Consider the following 15,307-nt stretch of genomic DNA (forward strand, 5'->3'; position numbering starts at 1 on the left):
GCGCCTCTACGCCAGCTCTGCCGCCACGTCCTGTGCCAGGCGCTGTATCCGCTGCAGCCGGGCGCTCAGCGGGCGGCCTTTGCGGAAGGTGAGCCACAGCCCGTGACGCCGCCGCTTGGGGAGCGGGGCCACCGCAAGCCGGTCCCGTTCAGCATAAGCCTCGACCCCGCTGCGCGGCAGCAGCGTATACCCGATGCCCTGCGCAACCGGGTTCAGGATCTGGCCGATCTGATTGACATAGGTCCGGACGCGCAACCGGTCGGCACCCTGATACACACCCGGGAAATTCAGTGACAGCAGCTCATCCGCATGGGCGAAGCCATCAGGATGGGCGACAAAGCCGCGCGCTTCCAGAGTTTCGAACGTGACTTCCGCCCCTGCGTCGCGGCTTGGCAGCACAAGACACAGCTCCTCCTCCCCCAAGTGTTCCGCCTCAAGCCGGGGATGGCCCGGGTTGTGGTCCAGAATGCCAAGGTCGAATTCACCGCCCAGCAGCCCGCGTTTGATGGCGGCTTGCGGCGCCGCTTCCAGATGCACCGTAAGATCCGGTGCGGCCTCCAGCAGGTCCAGAATGCGGGGATAGAGCAGCGTTGCAAAGCTGCCGGAGCAAGCGATCCGCACTTCTCCGGCATTGGGAGAGTCGGCGGCGATAGCCTCTCTCAGGCGCCGTTCCTCGCCGCGCCGGGCCTGCCCCAGCGTCCGCACCGCTTCTCCTGCCGGGGTCAGCGAAAAACTCTTGCCGTCCTGTGCGATCAGCTTCCGGCCCAGCTGCGCCTCCAGCTTGCGCAGGTGCTGCGAGACGCCCGGCTGGGTCATGTTCAGGCGTTGAGCCGCGCGCGTGAAATGGCCGGTCTCAGCCAGCGTCGTGAAGGTTTCGAGCCAGGTGGCGTTCAGCATCAGATATGCCATTCTATTATCATTTTCATGTAAAATGATAATTTCACAGAGGGCGGGTGAGTGTCTACCCTTCTGTCATGCCACGCAACAGGAGACCAGAAATGACCACCACACCCAGAACCTTCTCGCACATCGGCCTGTCGGTTCCGGACCTTGAGGCTGCCGTGAAATTCTATTCTGACGTCATGGGATTCTATGTGCTCATGCAGCCCAGCGAGGTTGCTGAAGATGGCAGCGCCATCGGCCAGATGTGCACCGATGTGTTTGGTCCCGGATGGAAAAGCCTGCGCATTGCACATCTTTCAACTGCGGACGGCATCGGCATCGAGCTGTTCGAATTCAACGGCAACGAAGCACCGGAGGACAACTTCCAGTACCGCAAGCACGGGACCTTTCACTTTGCCGTGCAGGACCCGGATGTCGAGGGGCTGCTGAAGAAGATCGTCGCGGCCGGCGGCAAGCAGCGGATGCCGGTGCGGGAATATTTCCCCGGCGGGAAGCCTTACCGCATGGTCTATGCGGAGGACCCGTTCGGGATCATCTTCGAGCTTTACAGCCACAGCTATGAGCTGACCTACTCAGCCGGCGCATACAGCTGAGCGCTGGAAGTGCCCGGGTTCCTGCCCGGGCAATTCCGCTCTGTTTCAGGGGTTGCCCGGTGTTCACACCATATGGCGGGCGCGGGCGCCGCGCTCAATCGCGGCGGCGTGCAGCCGGTCGATGTTCAGCTCGTAACGGACCTCGGCCAGGAACTCGAGCTCGGTCTCGCCCAGGATGCCGTCGGCGGCGGCGACATCGCAGGCCAGCGCATAGGCGGTTTCGAACAGCCGCTCCGGCAGGTCGCCGCGGATGAGGCCGAACAGCGCCTCCAGCCCGTCTTCCTGCTCGAACAGGTCAAACACGGTCCGCGACACCCGGCTCACCCGGTCGATGTCGTAATCTGCAAACACTGGCAGCATGTTGACCGCCGACTGGATCTTCACCAGTTCGGCAGTGCGGATGTTCTCGTCCGAGGCCGAGACCGCCACCATCAGGGCCACCAGGCAGTCCTGCGGGGTCATCGGGTGCGGGGTTTGCTCGCTCATCGAGGCATCCTTTTCATGCTGCGTGTTGCCGCCGTCAGGATAGGTATGCGGCGGGGCAGGTTCAACTGCCGCCTGCGCCAAAGCGGCAGAATTCAGCCTCAAATTCAAGCTTGTGCGGAAAACCGGTGCTGAATCCGCTCAAAGCCCGGTTCGCCAGCGCCACAGGCACAGCGCCGGCGGTCCCGGCCCGCCGCGGTGCCATGACCGCTGCCGCGCTGCGAATTGTCCGGCCGCCGCCGCCGCAGGCCTGTGCGCATGCCGCCGCAGGGCGCAATGCGCAGGACGTTCCCGCCTGGATCACCGAAAACGCCGCCCGGGACGTATTGCTGCCGCCAGTGATTGTTGACTCATGCTGCATCAGCACAATAGAGGAATGGGCTGGATGCATGGGGCATCCGCACTGATCTTGCGGCACCTGCAAAACCCGGATTGACGCCGCCGATGGAGAACACAATGTCTGAACTTCGCGAAGAAGCTCTGAAGAGCAAAGCCTGGCCGTTTGAAGAAGCACGCCGCATTCTCAAACGCTACGCCAAGGGCGCGCCGGAGAAGGGATTTGTTCTGTTCGAGACCGGCTATGGCCCCTCCGGCCTGCCGCACATCGGCACCTTCGGCGAGGTGGCCCGCACCACCATGATCAAAACCGCGTTCGAGGTGATCTCGGACATCCCGACCCGGCTGATCTGCTTCTCCGACGACCTCGACGGGATGCGCAAGATTCCCGGCAACGTGCCCAATGCCGGCGGCCTGCAGGAGCACCTGCAGAAACCGCTGACCTCGGTCCCCGACCCGTTCGGCGAATTCGAGAGCTTCGGCCACCACAACAACGCCATGCTGCGCCGCTTCCTCGACACCTTCGGGTTCGAGTACGAGTTCTATTCGGCGACCGAGTTCTATGGCTCCGGCCAGTTCGACGCGGTCCTCAAGCGCGCCGTCGAGAAATACGACGACATCATGGCCATCATGCTGAAGTCCCTGCGCGAGGAGCGCCGCCAGACCTATTCGATCTTCCTGCCGATCCACCCGGACACCGGCCGGGTGCTCTATGTGCCGATGAAGAAGGTCTGCGCCGAGACCTACACCGTCACCTTTGACGACGAGGACGGCAAGGAATGGACCCTGCCGGTCACCGGCGGCAACGTGAAGCTGCAGTGGAAGCCGGACTTCGGCGCCCGCTGGGCGGCGCTCGAGGTCGACTTCGAGATGTACGGCAAGGACCACTCCACCAACACGCCGATCTACGACGGCATCTGCCGGGTGCTGGGCCAGCGCGCGCCGGAGCATTTCACCTATGAGCTGTTCCTTGATGAGAACGGCCAGAAGATCTCGAAAACCTCCGGCAACGGCGTGTCGATCGACGAATGGCTGACCTATGCCTCGACCGAGAGCCTGGCCTATTTCATGTACCAGAAGCCCAAGACCGCCAAGCGGATGCATTTCGACGTGATCCCCAAGGCGGTGGATGAATACCACCAGCAGCTGCGCGCCTATCACACCCAGGACCTGAAGGCGCAGCTGAACAACCCGGTCTGGCACATCCACGGCGGCGACGTGCCGCAGTCCGACATGGTGGTGCCGTTCTCGATGCTCTTGAACCTCGCCTCCGCGTCCAGCGCCGAGGACAAGGCCACCCTGTGGGGCTTCATCAACAAATACGCACCCGACGCGACCCCGGAAAGCAATCCCGCGATGGACCAGGCGGCGGGCTTTGCCGTGGCCTATTTCAACGATTTCGTGAAACCGGCCAAAGTGTTCCGCCTGCCCACCGATCAGGAGCGTGCAGCGCTGCAGGATCTGGCCGATGCGCTGAAATCGCCGGAGGCGGCGCTGGCGGCCATCGCCAAGAAAAATGAGCTGGCCGGCAATGACGACCCGCTGCCCGAAGCCGATTTCGCGGATGAGGAATTCCTGCAGTCGGTGGTTTTCGCCATCGGCAAGATCCACGGGTTCGAACCGCTGCGGGCCTGGTTCTCGGCGATCTACGAGGTGCTGCTGGGCGCCTCCCAAGGCCCGCGGTTCGGCGGTTTCATCGCGCTGTACGGTGTCGGCGAGACCATCGCGCTGATCGAAAAGGCGCTGGCGGGCGAGCTGGCGTAAGCGGCCTCCGCAGGCAAGTTAATGAAAAGGCGCGGTTTTCCGCGCCTTTTTTCGTCCCCCGGCGGGCCCGGAAACACCGCGCGCCTGCGTGCCGCCGCTCAGCGCACGCTGCCCTTGGGCCAGCCGGTCCTGAGCCGCTCAAAAAATAATTTTGACGCGACGCAGCTTCACCCTAGCTGGAGTCGGGTGAGCCGGGAGGCGCAGATGCGCAGTGTTCTGTTTGCGGGGGTGAGTGTTTTTCTTCTGGCCTTCCCGGCCGCCGCTCAAAAGGAACCGGTCACCGGGGTGATCGGTTCCCGGACCGCGGCCTTCCTGAAGGGGGATGCCGGAACCGCAGTCGGCCATGCCGCCCCGGACACCCGGCAGATTTCCGATACCTTCCAGCAGACCGGCGCGATGGCGCGCAAGATTGCGCGATGGTCCGGCGTCCCGCCTTTGGCGGCGGGGAATGATCACGGACGCCGAAGCCCGCGTGCATCTCTTGGGTTGCCAAATGGTTAACCCGGGAATCGTCTTGAAAATCAATGTTGTACAGCTTCTCATGGGGCAGGGTGACGGCCCCTGAGCCCGGACCTGCGTACGCTGCTCTCGGGCGATGTTAACGCGGAAATTGTACATCCTTTTCCCGAACGCGACATGCGCAGCAGGAAAAGGAACTCCCATGAACAAGGCAATCACCGAAGGTTTGCAGCTGATGCCGCCGGCATTTACGGATGGTCTGGACGTCTGGTCCAGCGGCGACGGCACCCCCGGCTCCGATACCTATGACGGCGCCGCCAATGCCGTCTTTGTGGCCGCGGATGCGGATTTCGGCGGTTGTCTGGAGCTGCAGAAGACCGCCAACACCCAGAAACTCCGCTTCATGGGGCAGACGCCGCTGGAACCGGGCTGCTACCTGCAGATCAAGGCAAGGGTGAAGGCAGTCAGCGGCGCGCTGCCCTCGGTGCGCATCGCCGGCTGGGCGGCTCAAAGCAACGGCAGCCATATCGGCGGTGTCACCGAAGCCGCGCCGCAGACCGCGCTGGCCGCCTACGGCGACGTGGTGGAGGTCACCGGCATCGTCGGCAGCGGCAGCCGCGGCGGGGTGGACATGCCCTGGGGGCGCAGCGCCGGATACGGCCATTTCGGGCTGGATCTGACCGGCGCCAACGGCGGTGTGGTGCGGATCGACGATATCGAGATCACCGACATCACCAGCGCCTTCCTGCGCGATATGCTGAGCCTGGTGGACGTGACCGACTATGGCGCGGTGGGCAACGGCAGCACCGACTGCACCGCGGCGTTCGAGGCGGCGGATGCGGCCGCGGACGGGCGGCGCATCCTGGTGCCCGCGGGCGAGTTCTATCTGGACAGCACCGTGTCGCTGGGCAGCGAGGCGGTGTTCGAAGGCACGGTTTCGATGCCGGACAACAAGATGCTGCTGCTGACGAAAAACTTCGATTTCCCCTCTTATGCCGCGGCGTTCGGCAACGAAGAGCTGGGCTTCAAGAAGGCGTTTCAGGCGCTGATCAACAATGCGGACCATGAATCGCTGGACCTGATGGGCCGCAAGATCACCGTGACCGGGCCGATCGACATGCAGGCGGCGGTGCCCAACAAAAACTCCTATGCCACCCGCCGGATCATCCGCAACGGCCAGCTGGAGGCCGCCAGCAGCGCCGCCTGGGACACGGACTCGGTGACCTCGAAGGCGACCTACAGCGCCTCGGATGCCAAGAAGCTGACCGATGTTGCGAAAATCGCCAGCATCAAGGTCGGCTCGCTGGTCGAAGGCGCCGGGGTCGGCCGCGAGATCTACGTGAAATCCAAGAATACCGGAGCCGGAGAGCTGACCCTCAGCGGCGCGCTGTATGACGCCGAAGGCACCCAGAACTTCACCTTCAGGGACTTCAAGTATCTGGTCGATTTCAGCGGCTTCAGCTCACTCAGCAAATTCGGCCTGGAAGGCATCGAATTCCAGTGCAACGGCCGCTGCAGCGCCCTGCGCCTGGCGCCTTCCGGTTCTGTTTTTGCAATCGACAGCTGCTTCATCTCGCGTCCCAAGGACCGCGGCATCACGTCGATCGGATCCGGCTGCCAGGGCATTCTGGTCGACAATTGCCAGTTCCTGTCGGACGAGGATCCGCTGGATGTGGAGGACCGGGTCAGCATCGGCCTCAACGTGAACAACAATGATGCCAAGCTGCGCAGCAACCGGGCCACAAGGTTCCGCCATTTCGCCATCCTCGCCGGCGGCAACAACACGGTGACCGGCAACCATTTCTTCCAGGGCGACAGCGTGCCCAACGGGGTGCGCACCGCCGGCCTGGTGCTGGCGTCCAACAATTGCACCTCGACCGTGTCGGACAATTACATCGACAATTGCTTCATCGAATGGACCAACGAGCGGGACGCGACGCCGGATTTCACCAGCGGGTTCTCCTTCAGCGCGCTGTCGGTGACCGCCAATGTGTTCCTGTCCGGCGATGTCGCGCCCTGGTTCAGCTACATCGTGATCAAACCCTATGGCAGCGGTCATTTCCTGAACGGGCTTTCCGTTTCCGGCAACAAGTTCCGCTCGCTCAATGGCAGCATCGACCGGGCGGAACGGGTAGATACAAGCTTCTCGGACCTCGACTTCGGCCGGTCCAAGCATGTGGTCTTTGCAGGCAACATGTTCCACAACGTCAGCATTCAATCCGCCAACCCCTTGCGGGTGCGGCACGATCAGTCCTCGGCATCCTCCAGCTGGTCCGTCAAGGCAGACGGGGCGCTGCCGTTCCAGGGCTATGCCCGCTACGTCGACAGCGTGGTGCCGCACGGGCCGATCCGGACCAGCGGCAACAGCAACCGCTACAGCATGCCCTATGCCGAAGTGCAGCAGGGCGCCGGCAAGGACCAGATCCGCCTGCGCTGGCAGGAAGCGGTCAAGGGCGAGGTCCAGGTGCTGCTGCGGATGGACAGCTGAGGCTCAGCCGGGCGGCAGCAGATCGGCGGCGGCAAGATCGAACGCCTTGCCGAACCCGCCATTCAGATGCGCCGCCGTCACCCGGAACTGCACAAAGGAAAAGTCGGAGAATTGCAGATAAAGCTTGGCCCCGGGCCGGCGGGACAGGTAGTGCGCGGCCAGGGCCGCATGTTCCGGGGCCGCGCGGGGGATGAATTCCGCCCGCGCCATCAGGCTGAGGCGCGGATGGGCCAGCGGGTCGCCCCTGGCCCCCGGCTCCCCCACCAGCAGCGAGCACGCCGGACGCTGCCGCAGCGCCCGGGTGTGCTGCGCCAGTTCCGATATCAGGCTGACCGGGCGCCCTTGCGGGTCCAATCCGAATGCCACCCGCGTGACCAGCGGGCCGCCGTCTTCCAGCAGCACTCCAAGCGCGGCAAAGCGGGCCTGCCCCATCAGGTCCCGCGCCAGGGCGCGGGCGTCGTCATCGGCGGGGCGGATCGGGCTGGCCATCGGCGTCTCCGGGGGCTTGGGCAGGGTTCAGAATTTCTGCCACAGACTCAGCTTCAGGCCAAGGCTGTCCCGGCCCGCCTTGCGGTACTCCAGCCCCAGAAGCAGCTCCCGCCCGTCCTTCATCGGGTAGCGCATCACCGGGGTCAGCGCATAGGACAGCCGGCCGCTCTCCGGCCTGGCGGTCTCGATCTGCAGCATCGGCGCTGCCTTGCCGGGCCGGTGCAGGCCCAGGGTGGCGTCGAGTTTCCAGATCGCGTCGAGGCCGCCGTTGCGCAGCTCATAGGCCGCACCGATGGCCAGCCAGCCGCTGCCGTGGCGGGTTTCCAGGCTGCGCCCGTAGGACAGGGTGGTCTTCTGCATCATCTGCCAATACCCCCGGTAGTGATTGCCGCCAATTCCGGTTTCGACCGCCAGCCGGCTGCGGGATCCCTGGCGCAGCGGCAGCCGGGCAAAGATCAGCGCATGGCCGGAAACATCCGCATTCCGGTTCAGGTCCACGCCCAGGGTAAGCTTGGGCGCGGCCCCGTAGGCAGCGTAATAGCCCAGCTCATGCGCGGCCCCGCCGCGGGATGTCCGGTAGGTGGCGCTGGCCGCGGCAAAGCCCTTGCCCGGATCCTCCAGCCAAGCGCCGCCGGCCGCCGGCTGAGCCAGCGCCAGGGCAAGGCAGGCGGCATGGGCAGGGTTCATCCGAAAGCCTCCGGGCAGGTGTGGCTAGGGTTCCGCTTTATGGTTAAGGTTGTGTTAAGCTGGCCTTGCGCACCTTATGGGGATGCGATTGAAAAAAGGTGGTGCGCTTTGTGCGCGAACGGGCGTAGGCTGGGGGGAGTCACCGGAGGAGCCAATGCCGACAATCGCAAAAACCGCTGATATCCAGACCGTTATCACCACATTCGAGATGACGCCCGGAACCTGCCAGGACCTGCTGGAGGCGCTGCAGGATGCCTATTCCGAGTTCATTTCCAAGCAGCCCGGCTTCCTTTCCGCCGGCCTGCATGTGAATGACGCCCAGACCCGCATCGCCAATTACTCGCAATGGCGCCGCCGCGAGGATTTCATGGCGATGCTGCGCAGCCCGGAGATGCGCGAGCGCAACCGCAAGATCAACGAGCTGTGCCGCAGCTTCGAGCCGGTAATGTATGACGTGGCGGAGGTGTTTGGCTCATAACCGTCCGCTCCGGCACTGAAAACGCCGGCCTGCCTTGACCCGGGTCAAGGCAGGCCGGCGGCGGCAAGGATACCATCGACTGGAACATCAGACCAAGGAGGCCTGCCATGTATCACACAATTCTGGTGCCAATCTCATTTGATCCGGAACGGGATGTGACCGGACCGCTGAAAGTGGCGCGTCTTCTGTCCGCACCGGGGGCCAAGGTGACGCTGCTGCATGTGATTGAACAGGTCCCGTCCTATGCGATCTCCTATATCCCGGCGGATTTCATGGACGGCACCCGCAGGGCGCTGCAGGCGGAACTGGACGGGCTGGCGCAGACCCTGCCCAACGCCGAGGGCGTGCTGATAGAGGGCCACTCCGGCCGCACCATCCTGGACTGGGCAGAGCAGAACGCGCCGGATCTGATCATCCTCGCCTCGCACCGCCCGTCGATGCAGGATCTGCTGTGGGGGTCGACCTCCGGCCACGTGGTGCGCCACGCCGCCTGCGCGGTGCATGTGGTGCGCTAGCGGCGCGGCGGCTCAGGCCGGGACCACCTGTTTCAGTAGCTGCCAGGCCAGCCGGATCATCGCGCCCGGCAGGGCGGCGGAGCGCAGCAGCACCTTGTTGGAGTTCACCGCTTCGGCGATCCGGGCATAATGCACCTGCTTGTCGGCGGGGGAGCGCAGCAGGATGGTTTCCGCCTGCCGCATGGCGCGTTCGGCCTGCTGCTTGATCTGCGGCACCGCTGCCGGCTTCACCGCGCGGTAATAGTTCAGCCCCTTGCGCACCGGTTGCTGCGCGGGATCCAGATTCTGCTTCACGGACCGGGTCAGGGTGTCCTCGACCAGCCGCAGCGCCTTGTAGGCTTCGGTGTAGGACTGGTTGCTGTTCAGCTTCTGCGCCGCCAGTTTGTAGGTCTGCCGGAAACAGTCGAACTTGTAGACTCTGGGCAAGGTGCCGCAGCGGTCGAAGCCGCGGGTCAGGGTGGTGGCAACCGCCTTGGTCGCCTTGGAGCTGAGGCCGCTGCGCTGGCCGCCGCCGGAGCTCGTGCCGCTGTCCCTGGAGCCGCCGCCGCCGTCGGCATAGGCCGGGCTGCAGGCAAGGGTCAGGGCCACAAGCCCGGAGAGAATGGTTCTGCTGCTCATAAGTGCCTCCCTGGTTTGCCGCCAGCTTACCATGCGCCAGCCGTCTGGAAACCGGCGGAAACCCGCAAATCCGCCATTTTTGCGGTGCGGTTGCCTTGTCCGGGGCAGGGGGGCTGCCCACGTGGACTGCAGAAGTTGTGCAAGGAGAAGCAGATGCAGTGCCCGATTGACGGAACCCGGCTGGAGATGGCCGCCCGTGCCGGTGTCGAGATCGACTATTGCCCGAAGTGCCGCGGCGTGTGGCTGGACCGGGGCGAGCTGGACAAGATCATCGAGCGTTCGGCGCAGCCGGTCCAGGCCGCCCCGCAGCCGCAGCGGTATGATGACCGGGGCGGCCATCATGACCCGCGCGACAGCAAGCCCTACAAGAAGAAAAAGAAGAGCTTCCTGGAAGACCTGTTTGATTTCTGACACCGGCCGGCCCGCTGCCCCTGAAGCGGGGCGGCAGGCCGGCGCTGCCGCGCGCCAGTGTCAGTGCATGGTGCAGAAGGAGCCGTGTTTGGCGTCCTTCATCAGGGTGTCGAAATCATTGCCCTTCATTTCCACCAGCGTCTTGTGGTCGCCGGCCTCGAACCAGACCTTGTCGAGCCCGCTGAGGCTGTCGTCGATCACGGTCGGCACATGGTAGGCCTGCCCGACGCAGGGGGCGGCGCCGGGGTCGCAATCGTCGAAGACCTGGTTCAGCTCATATTCCGGGGCGAGGCCCAGACGGCGGTCCATCATCGACTGCAGCGCGTGCAGGTCGACGGACTGGTTGGAGGGGATCACCGCCAGTACCGGGCCTTCCTCCATGTGGATCAGCACCGATTTGGCGAGATGGCCGCCCGGCACATGCGCGCTTTCGGCGCATTCGGCCGCGGTGGCGGTATAGGGGTGGCGGACAGTGCCGAAAGGCAGGCCCTGTGCCTCCAGATGATGTTTCAGGCGTGAGGCGATCATCGTGGGGTCCTCCTGGTCTGGGAGAGCCCCCCGGCCGCCGTTGGCCCAGGGATGCGATGCTGCGGCCCGGGCGCGGCAGGCGGCAAGCCGGGGCGCCCTGGTTTTCAGTTCCGATGTTTCAGGTGCCCGCCAGCATGCGCCCGAACGGGTGAGTCGGGCAAGCCTTGCCGGTCCCGGCGGCCAGGGGCTGCCCGCCGGGACCGGCCGCGGGGGTCAGGCCGGATGATGGGCGTCGTGCTCGTAGAGCGACCAGCCCGCCATCGCAAAGACCAGCGCGCCGACGACCACGAAGTTCCAGGTGGCCAGGGTCAGCGCGGCGAGGCCGAGCACCCAGGGCGAGACCACCAGCCAGGCGCCGATCGCCATGTCGATCCATTCCTCCCAGTAGCGGAAGCGGAGCACCGCGGCCAGCGACATCACCGCGATCACGGCGCCGACCAGCACCGCGTTGGCGAGTGCCGGGCTGCTGTCCTGGAATTGCAGGATCCAGGGCGACAGCACCAGCCACAGGCCGAGCAGCACGTTCACGCTGTCCTGCCAGTCGCCGGTCATTTTTTTCCAGAGATCAGTCATTGCACATCCTCCTGTCTCAGGTGTCTGCAGCAATTCCCGGCCCGGAACGGACCGGGCGCACCGCGCCTGTGTCCAGGTGTTGGGTGCAGCTGCCACTATACAGAAAAACCCGCCTTATTTCAAGAAGATGCCGTATCCCCGCGCAAAAGCGCCATGGGAGCTTGGCAGGGCGGACGGCTGGCCCGCATTCGCCGGTCCTGCGCCGGGGAAGCGGCCGCGCGGCGGAGCGGACGGCTTGAGCGGGCGGGCGTGAATGAAAAGGGGTTTCGCTGCGAAACCTCGTTGTTTAACAGGTGGTTAACTTATTTCGGTGATTTTGCGGAGCCTATTGAACGGCGGAGCCGTGCATCGCGCCCGATCCGCCCCCAGGGCGCTGGGTTGTTGAGAAAGTTAGCTTTCCCACTTACAACTGCGGGGAAACAAACGCCCTCAATTTCTTCCCTGAAATCGGCGCAGGCGTTTGGCCCCAATTCTTGTGCGGCCTTAAGGAACATATAATTTTGCGCATTTTTACAGTTTTACTTTCAGTTTTTGCGACTGCTGCCAGTGCGGAAAGCAACGAAACATTGGCGCTACGTGGCGCTCTAGCGGTGATGGGTTATTCCGAAGTCAGTCTTCACCACTGCAAGCTGACTTTTTCCCGAACTATTGAACCGACGCAGCAAAACAGCGAATTCACCGGCTACAAACGCATCCTGCATATCGAAACCTTGCAATATTTCGCTGCGGAGCCAGTCAGGCTTGAAACGCGGAAGAACTTTAAGTTCCACGTTCTGGATTTGAAGTTTCGCGAGTCCTATTCGCCGAAACTGGATCAAATCCAGCGAACTCGAAGACACATCATGAGGCGGTTCCCAGCCTCAAACTGGCCGCATGATTATCCACATATTCAGGGGGATTTCTCTCCCGAAATTGAGACAGAGCTCAAACGAGAGTTCCCAGAAATTTGGTCGATGAACAGGACGATCGAATATACCAGATTTGGGGAAACCACGCGCCCAGAGCTTAGTTTTGAGTTGAGCTACAGCTCTGCGGAACCCTTGGAGCGATTCCGGGACCGCTTGAAAGCATATTCCACAAGGAAAAGATGCAGCCTTCTGGAAGCTGGCGAAAGACTCTGATTGGGCCAAGTTTTAACTTAGCAGGAAGGCTCCGCGCATTACTATTCCTTCTTCACGAAAACTTCTTCTGCGATTTCCCCCTATACGCCCGTGTCCCGGCCTTGCCCGCCGTTGACCGCCCCCGCGATTTGACGGCGGCATCGGAGGCGGCCTCCACCGCCGACTGCCGGGCCAGCGGGTCGTCGGAGATGGCGAGGTCCACCGCTTCCAGCCGCTTGACCTCGTCGCGCAGGCGGGCGGCCTCCTCGAACTCCAGGTTCTCGGCCGCCTTGCGCATCTCGTCGCGCAGCCCGTTCAGATGCGCCTCGAGGTTGGCGCCGTGCATCGGTTTGCCGATCTGCGCGGTGACGCGGTTCATGTCGACATCGCCCTGGTAGAGGCCGGCCAGAACGTCCTCGACGTTCTTCTTGACCGTCTCCGGGGTAATGCCGTGCTCGAGGTTGTAGGCGATCTGCTTGTCGCGGCGGCGGTTGGTTTCCCCCAGCGCGCGCTCCATCGAGCCGGTGATGCGGTCGGCATACATGATGACGCGGCCCTCGGCATTCCGCGCCGCGCGGCCGATGGTCTGGATCAGCGAGGTCTCCGAGCGCAGGAAGCCCTCCTTGTCGGCGTCGAGGATGGCGACGAGGCCGCATTCCGGAATGTCGAGGCCTTCGCGCAGGAGGTTGATGCCGATCAGCACGTCAAAGGCGCCGAGGCGCAGGTCGCGCAGGATCTCGATCCGCTCCAGCGTGTCGATGTCGGAGTGCATGTAGCGCACCTTGATGCCCTGTTCGTGCAGGTATTCCGTCAGGTCCTCGGCCATGCGTTTGGTGAGCGTGGTGACCAGGGTGCGGAAGCCGTTGGCGGTCACTTTGCGCACCTCGTCCAGGAGATCGTCCACCTGCATCTCGACCGGGCGGATCTCGACCTCCGGGTCCAGAAGGCCGGTGGGGCGGATCACCTGTTCGGCAAAGACGCCGCCGGCCTGCTCCAGCTCCCACGCGGAGGGGGTGGCGGAGACAAACACCGATTGCGGGCGCATGGCGTCCCACTCCTCGAACTTCAGCGGGCGGTTGTCCATGCAGGAGGGCAGGCGGAACCCGTGTTCGGCCAGGGTGAACTTGCGCCTATGGTCGCCCTTGTACATGCCGCCGATCTGCGGGACGGAGACGTGGGATTCATCGGCAAAGACGATGGCGTTGTCGGGGATGAATTCAAACAGGGTGGGGGGCGGCTCGCCCGGCGCGCGTCCCGTGAGGTAGCGCGAGTAATTCTCGATGCCGTTGCAGTGGCCGGTGGCCTCCAGCATCTCGAGGTCGAAATTGCAGCGCTGTTCCAGCCGCTGCGCCTCCAGCAGCTTGCCCTCGCCGGTCAGCTGATCGAGCCGCATCTTCAGCTCCTGCTTGATTGAGATGATGGCCTGGTTCAGCGTCGGTTTCGGCGTCACGTAGTGGGAGTTCGCGTAGACGCGGATCTGCTCGAAGCTGCCGGTGCGCTCGCCGGTGAGGGGGTCGAATTCGGTGATCTGCTCCAGCTCCTCGCCGAAGAAGGAGAGTTTCCAGGCGCGGTCCTCGAGGTGGGCGGGGAAGATTTCCAGCGTGTCGCCGCGGACCCGGAAGGAGCCGCGCTGGAAGGCCTGGTCGTTGCGCTTGTACTGCTGGGCGACCAGGTCGGCCATGATCTGGCGCTGGTCGTACATCTCGCCCGCTTTCAGGTCCTGGGTCATCGCCGAATAGGTCTCGACCGAGCCGATGCCGTAGATGCAGGACACGGACGCGATGATGATCACGTCGTCGCGTTCCAGCAAAGCGCGGGTGGCGGAGTGGCGCATCCGGTCGATCTGCTCGTTGATCTGGCTTTCCTTCTCGATGAAGGTGTCGGAACGCGGAACGTATGCTTCGGGCTGGTAGTAATCGTAGAAGGAGACGAAGTATTCGACCGCGTTGTCCGGGAAGAAGCCCTTGAATTCGCCGTACAATTGCGCGGCGAGGGTCTTGTTCGGGGCGAGGATGATGGCCGGGCGCTGGGTTTCCTCGATCACCTTGGCCATGGTGAAGGTCTTGCCGGTGCCGGTGGCGCCCAGCAAAACCTGGTTGCGCTCGCCCTCCTGTACGCCCGCGGACAGTTCCTTGATCGCAGCGGGCTGGTCGCCAGCCGGATCGAAGGTGGTGTGCATCACGAACCGCTTGCCGCCCTCCAGCTTGGGCAGCTGCTGCGGCGCCCGCTGGGTCATCATCGGCATCGATTTGTCGGAATGGGCATAGGGCATCAGGCGACTCCGTTGGCGGCTGCGCTGATTTTGGTCTGTTTTTGTTCTTGTTCAAGGGGGCAGGCCGCCAATCGGGGAAAAAGCGGTGTTTTTACCGGTTCTGCCGCGGGCGGAGGAGTTTTGCCAGCAGTTCTGCCAGCCGCCGGGCTTCACCCGCGGCGAGACGGCCGCCGATGGCCTGCTGCATGGCGGCGGAATAGACCGTCCAGATGCGCGCCCGCATTGCGGCCCCTTCCGGTGTGAGCACCAGCACCTGGCCGCGGCCGTCGCCGTCGCAGGTCTGGCGCTCCAGATACCCGGCCTTGGCCAGCCGGTCTGCCAGGCGCGAGACGCCGTACTGCGGCAGCAGCAGCCTTTCCCGCAGCTCATAGGGCCGCAGCCCGGCCCCGCCCGCGCGTTCCAGCTCCCACAGCAGGTCGTACCAGTCCAGCCCCGGCAGGCCGGCCTGTTTCAGCGCGGTTTCCACGCTGTCCAGAATGGTCCTGTGGCTGCGTGCCAGCGGCAGCCAGACATCAAAAGGATCGGGGAGGGGAGTCTGCATGGGATGAAATTAGATGCATATGCATTGACATGCAAGCGCGGGCCACCCATCTGAAAAAGATGCAACTGC

17 protein-coding genes are annotated in these 15,307 nt (G+C 63.9%); 8 read left to right on the top strand and 9 right to left on the bottom strand.

What is annotated here, in order from left to right; translation table 11 throughout:
• Positions 1-6: 6 nt before the first annotated feature.
• Positions 7-897, bottom strand: a complete 891-nt coding sequence (locus tag OKQ63_RS02970) for a LysR family transcriptional regulator (protein WP_264213870.1) — start codon at positions 895-897, stop codon at positions 7-9.
• 101 nt (positions 898-998) lie between these two features.
• Between OKQ63_RS02970 and OKQ63_RS02975 the strand changes: the two genes are divergently transcribed.
• The gene (locus tag OKQ63_RS02975) at positions 999-1,496 is read left to right on the top strand and encodes a lactoylglutathione lyase family protein (RefSeq protein ID WP_264212484.1); all 498 of its coding nucleotides are present in this window, start codon (positions 999-1,001) and stop codon (positions 1,494-1,496) included.
• A 63-nt stretch (positions 1,497-1,559) separates the two neighbouring features.
• Here the strand turns inward: OKQ63_RS02975 and OKQ63_RS02980 are convergent, their stop codons facing one another.
• Entirely contained in the window at positions 1,560-1,982 is a 423-nt protein-coding gene (locus OKQ63_RS02980) for a tellurite resistance TerB family protein (RefSeq protein WP_264212485.1), read from the bottom strand.
• A gap of 453 nt (positions 1,983-2,435) precedes the next feature.
• Here OKQ63_RS02980 and OKQ63_RS02985 point away from each other — a divergent pair, with 453 nt between their 5' ends.
• The 3 genes from OKQ63_RS02985 to OKQ63_RS02995 all read left to right on the top strand — a co-directional run bounded on the left by OKQ63_RS02985 (position 2,436) and on the right by OKQ63_RS02995 (position 7,026).
• Positions 2,436-4,079: a lysine--tRNA ligase gene (locus OKQ63_RS02985; RefSeq protein ID WP_264212486.1), complete on the top strand. Its 1,644-nt coding sequence runs from the start codon at positions 2,436-2,438 to the stop codon at positions 4,077-4,079.
• Between the two features lie 21 nt (positions 4,080-4,100).
• Positions 4,101-4,580 (top strand): DUF4864 domain-containing protein, encoded by a 480-nt coding sequence (locus OKQ63_RS02990; protein ID WP_264212487.1) that lies wholly within the window; start codon positions 4,101-4,103, stop codon positions 4,578-4,580.
• A 160-nt stretch (positions 4,581-4,740) separates the two neighbouring features.
• Positions 4,741-7,026 carry a glycosyl hydrolase family 28-related protein gene (locus OKQ63_RS02995; RefSeq protein WP_264212488.1) on the top strand — a complete coding sequence of 762 codons (2,286 nt, stop codon included), beginning with the start codon at positions 4,741-4,743 and terminating at the stop codon, positions 7,024-7,026.
• 3 nt (positions 7,027-7,029) lie between these two features.
• Here OKQ63_RS02995 and OKQ63_RS03000 read toward each other — a convergent pair whose 3' ends face one another.
• A complete protein-coding gene (locus OKQ63_RS03000) occupies positions 7,030-7,515 on the bottom strand; it encodes a HugZ family pyridoxamine 5'-phosphate oxidase (protein WP_264212489.1) in 486 nt (161 codons plus the stop codon).
• A gap of 27 nt (positions 7,516-7,542) precedes the next feature.
• The gene (locus tag OKQ63_RS03005) at positions 7,543-8,202 is read right to left on the bottom strand and encodes a hypothetical protein (protein ID WP_264212490.1); all 660 of its coding nucleotides are present in this window, start codon (positions 8,200-8,202) and stop codon (positions 7,543-7,545) included.
• A gap of 154 nt (positions 8,203-8,356) precedes the next feature.
• Between OKQ63_RS03005 and OKQ63_RS03010 the strand changes: the two genes are divergently transcribed.
• Both OKQ63_RS03010 and OKQ63_RS03015 read left to right on the top strand, forming a co-directional pair.
• Positions 8,357-8,680, top strand: a complete 324-nt coding sequence (locus tag OKQ63_RS03010; protein WP_264212491.1) for an antibiotic biosynthesis monooxygenase family protein — start codon at positions 8,357-8,359, stop codon at positions 8,678-8,680.
• A gap of 107 nt (positions 8,681-8,787) precedes the next feature.
• Positions 8,788-9,195, top strand: coding sequence for a universal stress protein (locus tag OKQ63_RS03015; protein ID WP_264212492.1), 408 nt, complete (start codon positions 8,788-8,790; stop codon positions 9,193-9,195).
• A gap of 12 nt (positions 9,196-9,207) precedes the next feature.
• Here OKQ63_RS03015 and OKQ63_RS03020 read toward each other — a convergent pair whose 3' ends face one another.
• Complete coding sequence (locus OKQ63_RS03020) at positions 9,208-9,813, bottom strand: hypothetical protein (RefSeq protein WP_264212493.1); 606 nt, start codon at positions 9,811-9,813, stop codon at positions 9,208-9,210.
• Positions 9,814-9,966: 153 nt separating this feature from the next.
• On the opposite strand from OKQ63_RS03020, the gene OKQ63_RS03025 reads away from it, so the two are divergent.
• Positions 9,967-10,224: a TFIIB-type zinc ribbon-containing protein gene (locus OKQ63_RS03025; RefSeq protein WP_264212494.1), complete on the top strand. Its 258-nt coding sequence runs from the start codon at positions 9,967-9,969 to the stop codon at positions 10,222-10,224.
• Between the two features lie 60 nt (positions 10,225-10,284).
• Here the strand turns inward: OKQ63_RS03025 and OKQ63_RS03030 are convergent, their stop codons facing one another.
• Entirely contained in the window at positions 10,285-10,752 is a 468-nt protein-coding gene (locus OKQ63_RS03030; RefSeq protein WP_264212495.1) for an aminoacyl-tRNA deacylase, read from the bottom strand.
• A 213-nt stretch (positions 10,753-10,965) separates the two neighbouring features.
• A complete protein-coding gene (locus tag OKQ63_RS03035; RefSeq protein ID WP_264212496.1) occupies positions 10,966-11,325 on the bottom strand; it encodes an SPW repeat protein in 360 nt (119 codons plus the stop codon).
• A 500-nt stretch (positions 11,326-11,825) separates the two neighbouring features.
• Here OKQ63_RS03035 and OKQ63_RS03040 point away from each other — a divergent pair, with 500 nt between their 5' ends.
• A complete protein-coding gene (locus OKQ63_RS03040; RefSeq protein WP_264212497.1) occupies positions 11,826-12,446 on the top strand; it encodes a hypothetical protein in 621 nt (206 codons plus the stop codon).
• Positions 12,447-12,498: 52 nt separating this feature from the next.
• Here the strand turns inward: OKQ63_RS03040 and uvrB are convergent, their stop codons facing one another.
• Both uvrB and OKQ63_RS03050 read right to left on the bottom strand, forming a co-directional pair.
• A complete protein-coding gene (uvrB, locus tag OKQ63_RS03045) occupies positions 12,499-14,697 on the bottom strand; it encodes an excinuclease ABC subunit UvrB (protein WP_264212498.1) in 2,199 nt (732 codons plus the stop codon).
• Between the two features lie 91 nt (positions 14,698-14,788).
• Positions 14,789-15,238: a MarR family winged helix-turn-helix transcriptional regulator gene (locus OKQ63_RS03050; RefSeq protein ID WP_264212499.1), complete on the bottom strand. Its 450-nt coding sequence runs from the start codon at positions 15,236-15,238 to the stop codon at positions 14,789-14,791.
• Positions 15,239-15,307 lie beyond the last annotated feature (69 nt).

The sequence above is a fragment of the Leisingera thetidis genome, assembly GCF_025857195.1.
Lineage (GTDB): Bacteria > Pseudomonadota > Alphaproteobacteria > Rhodobacterales > Rhodobacteraceae > Leisingera > Leisingera thetidis.

What these genes read in the sequence shown, in the direction of transcription:
- OKQ63_RS02970 (WP_264213870.1), bottom strand. Translation starts at nt 897, where the DNA reads ATGCTGAACGCCACCTGGCTCGAAACCTTCACGACGCTGGCTGAGACC.
- OKQ63_RS02975 (WP_264212484.1), top strand. Translation starts at nt 999, where the DNA reads ATGACCACCACACCCAGAACCTTCTCGCACATCGGCCTGTCGGTTCCG.
- OKQ63_RS02980 (WP_264212485.1), bottom strand. Translation starts at nt 1,982, where the DNA reads ATGAGCGAGCAAACCCCGCACCCGATGACCCCGCAGGACTGCCTGGTG.
- OKQ63_RS02985 (WP_264212486.1), top strand. Translation starts at nt 2,436, where the DNA reads ATGTCTGAACTTCGCGAAGAAGCTCTGAAGAGCAAAGCCTGGCCGTTT.
- OKQ63_RS02990 (WP_264212487.1), top strand. Translation starts at nt 4,101, where the DNA reads ATGAAAAGGCGCGGTTTTCCGCGCCTTTTTTCGTCCCCCGGCGGGCCC.
- OKQ63_RS02995 (WP_264212488.1), top strand. Translation starts at nt 4,741, where the DNA reads ATGAACAAGGCAATCACCGAAGGTTTGCAGCTGATGCCGCCGGCATTT.
- OKQ63_RS03000 (WP_264212489.1), bottom strand. Translation starts at nt 7,515, where the DNA reads ATGGCCAGCCCGATCCGCCCCGCCGATGACGACGCCCGCGCCCTGGCG.
- OKQ63_RS03005 (WP_264212490.1), bottom strand. Translation starts at nt 8,202, where the DNA reads ATGAACCCTGCCCATGCCGCCTGCCTTGCCCTGGCGCTGGCTCAGCCG.
- OKQ63_RS03010 (WP_264212491.1), top strand. Translation starts at nt 8,357, where the DNA reads ATGCCGACAATCGCAAAAACCGCTGATATCCAGACCGTTATCACCACA.
- OKQ63_RS03015 (WP_264212492.1), top strand. Translation starts at nt 8,788, where the DNA reads ATGTATCACACAATTCTGGTGCCAATCTCATTTGATCCGGAACGGGAT.
- OKQ63_RS03020 (WP_264212493.1), bottom strand. Translation starts at nt 9,813, where the DNA reads ATGAGCAGCAGAACCATTCTCTCCGGGCTTGTGGCCCTGACCCTTGCC.
- OKQ63_RS03025 (WP_264212494.1), top strand. Translation starts at nt 9,967, where the DNA reads ATGCAGTGCCCGATTGACGGAACCCGGCTGGAGATGGCCGCCCGTGCC.
- OKQ63_RS03030 (WP_264212495.1), bottom strand. Translation starts at nt 10,752, where the DNA reads ATGATCGCCTCACGCCTGAAACATCATCTGGAGGCACAGGGCCTGCCT.
- OKQ63_RS03035 (WP_264212496.1), bottom strand. Translation starts at nt 11,325, where the DNA reads ATGACTGATCTCTGGAAAAAAATGACCGGCGACTGGCAGGACAGCGTG.
- uvrB (WP_264212498.1), bottom strand. Translation starts at nt 14,697, where the DNA reads ATGCCCTATGCCCATTCCGACAAATCGATGCCGATGATGACCCAGCGG.
- OKQ63_RS03050 (WP_264212499.1), bottom strand. Translation starts at nt 15,238, where the DNA reads ATGCAGACTCCCCTCCCCGATCCTTTTGATGTCTGGCTGCCGCTGGCA.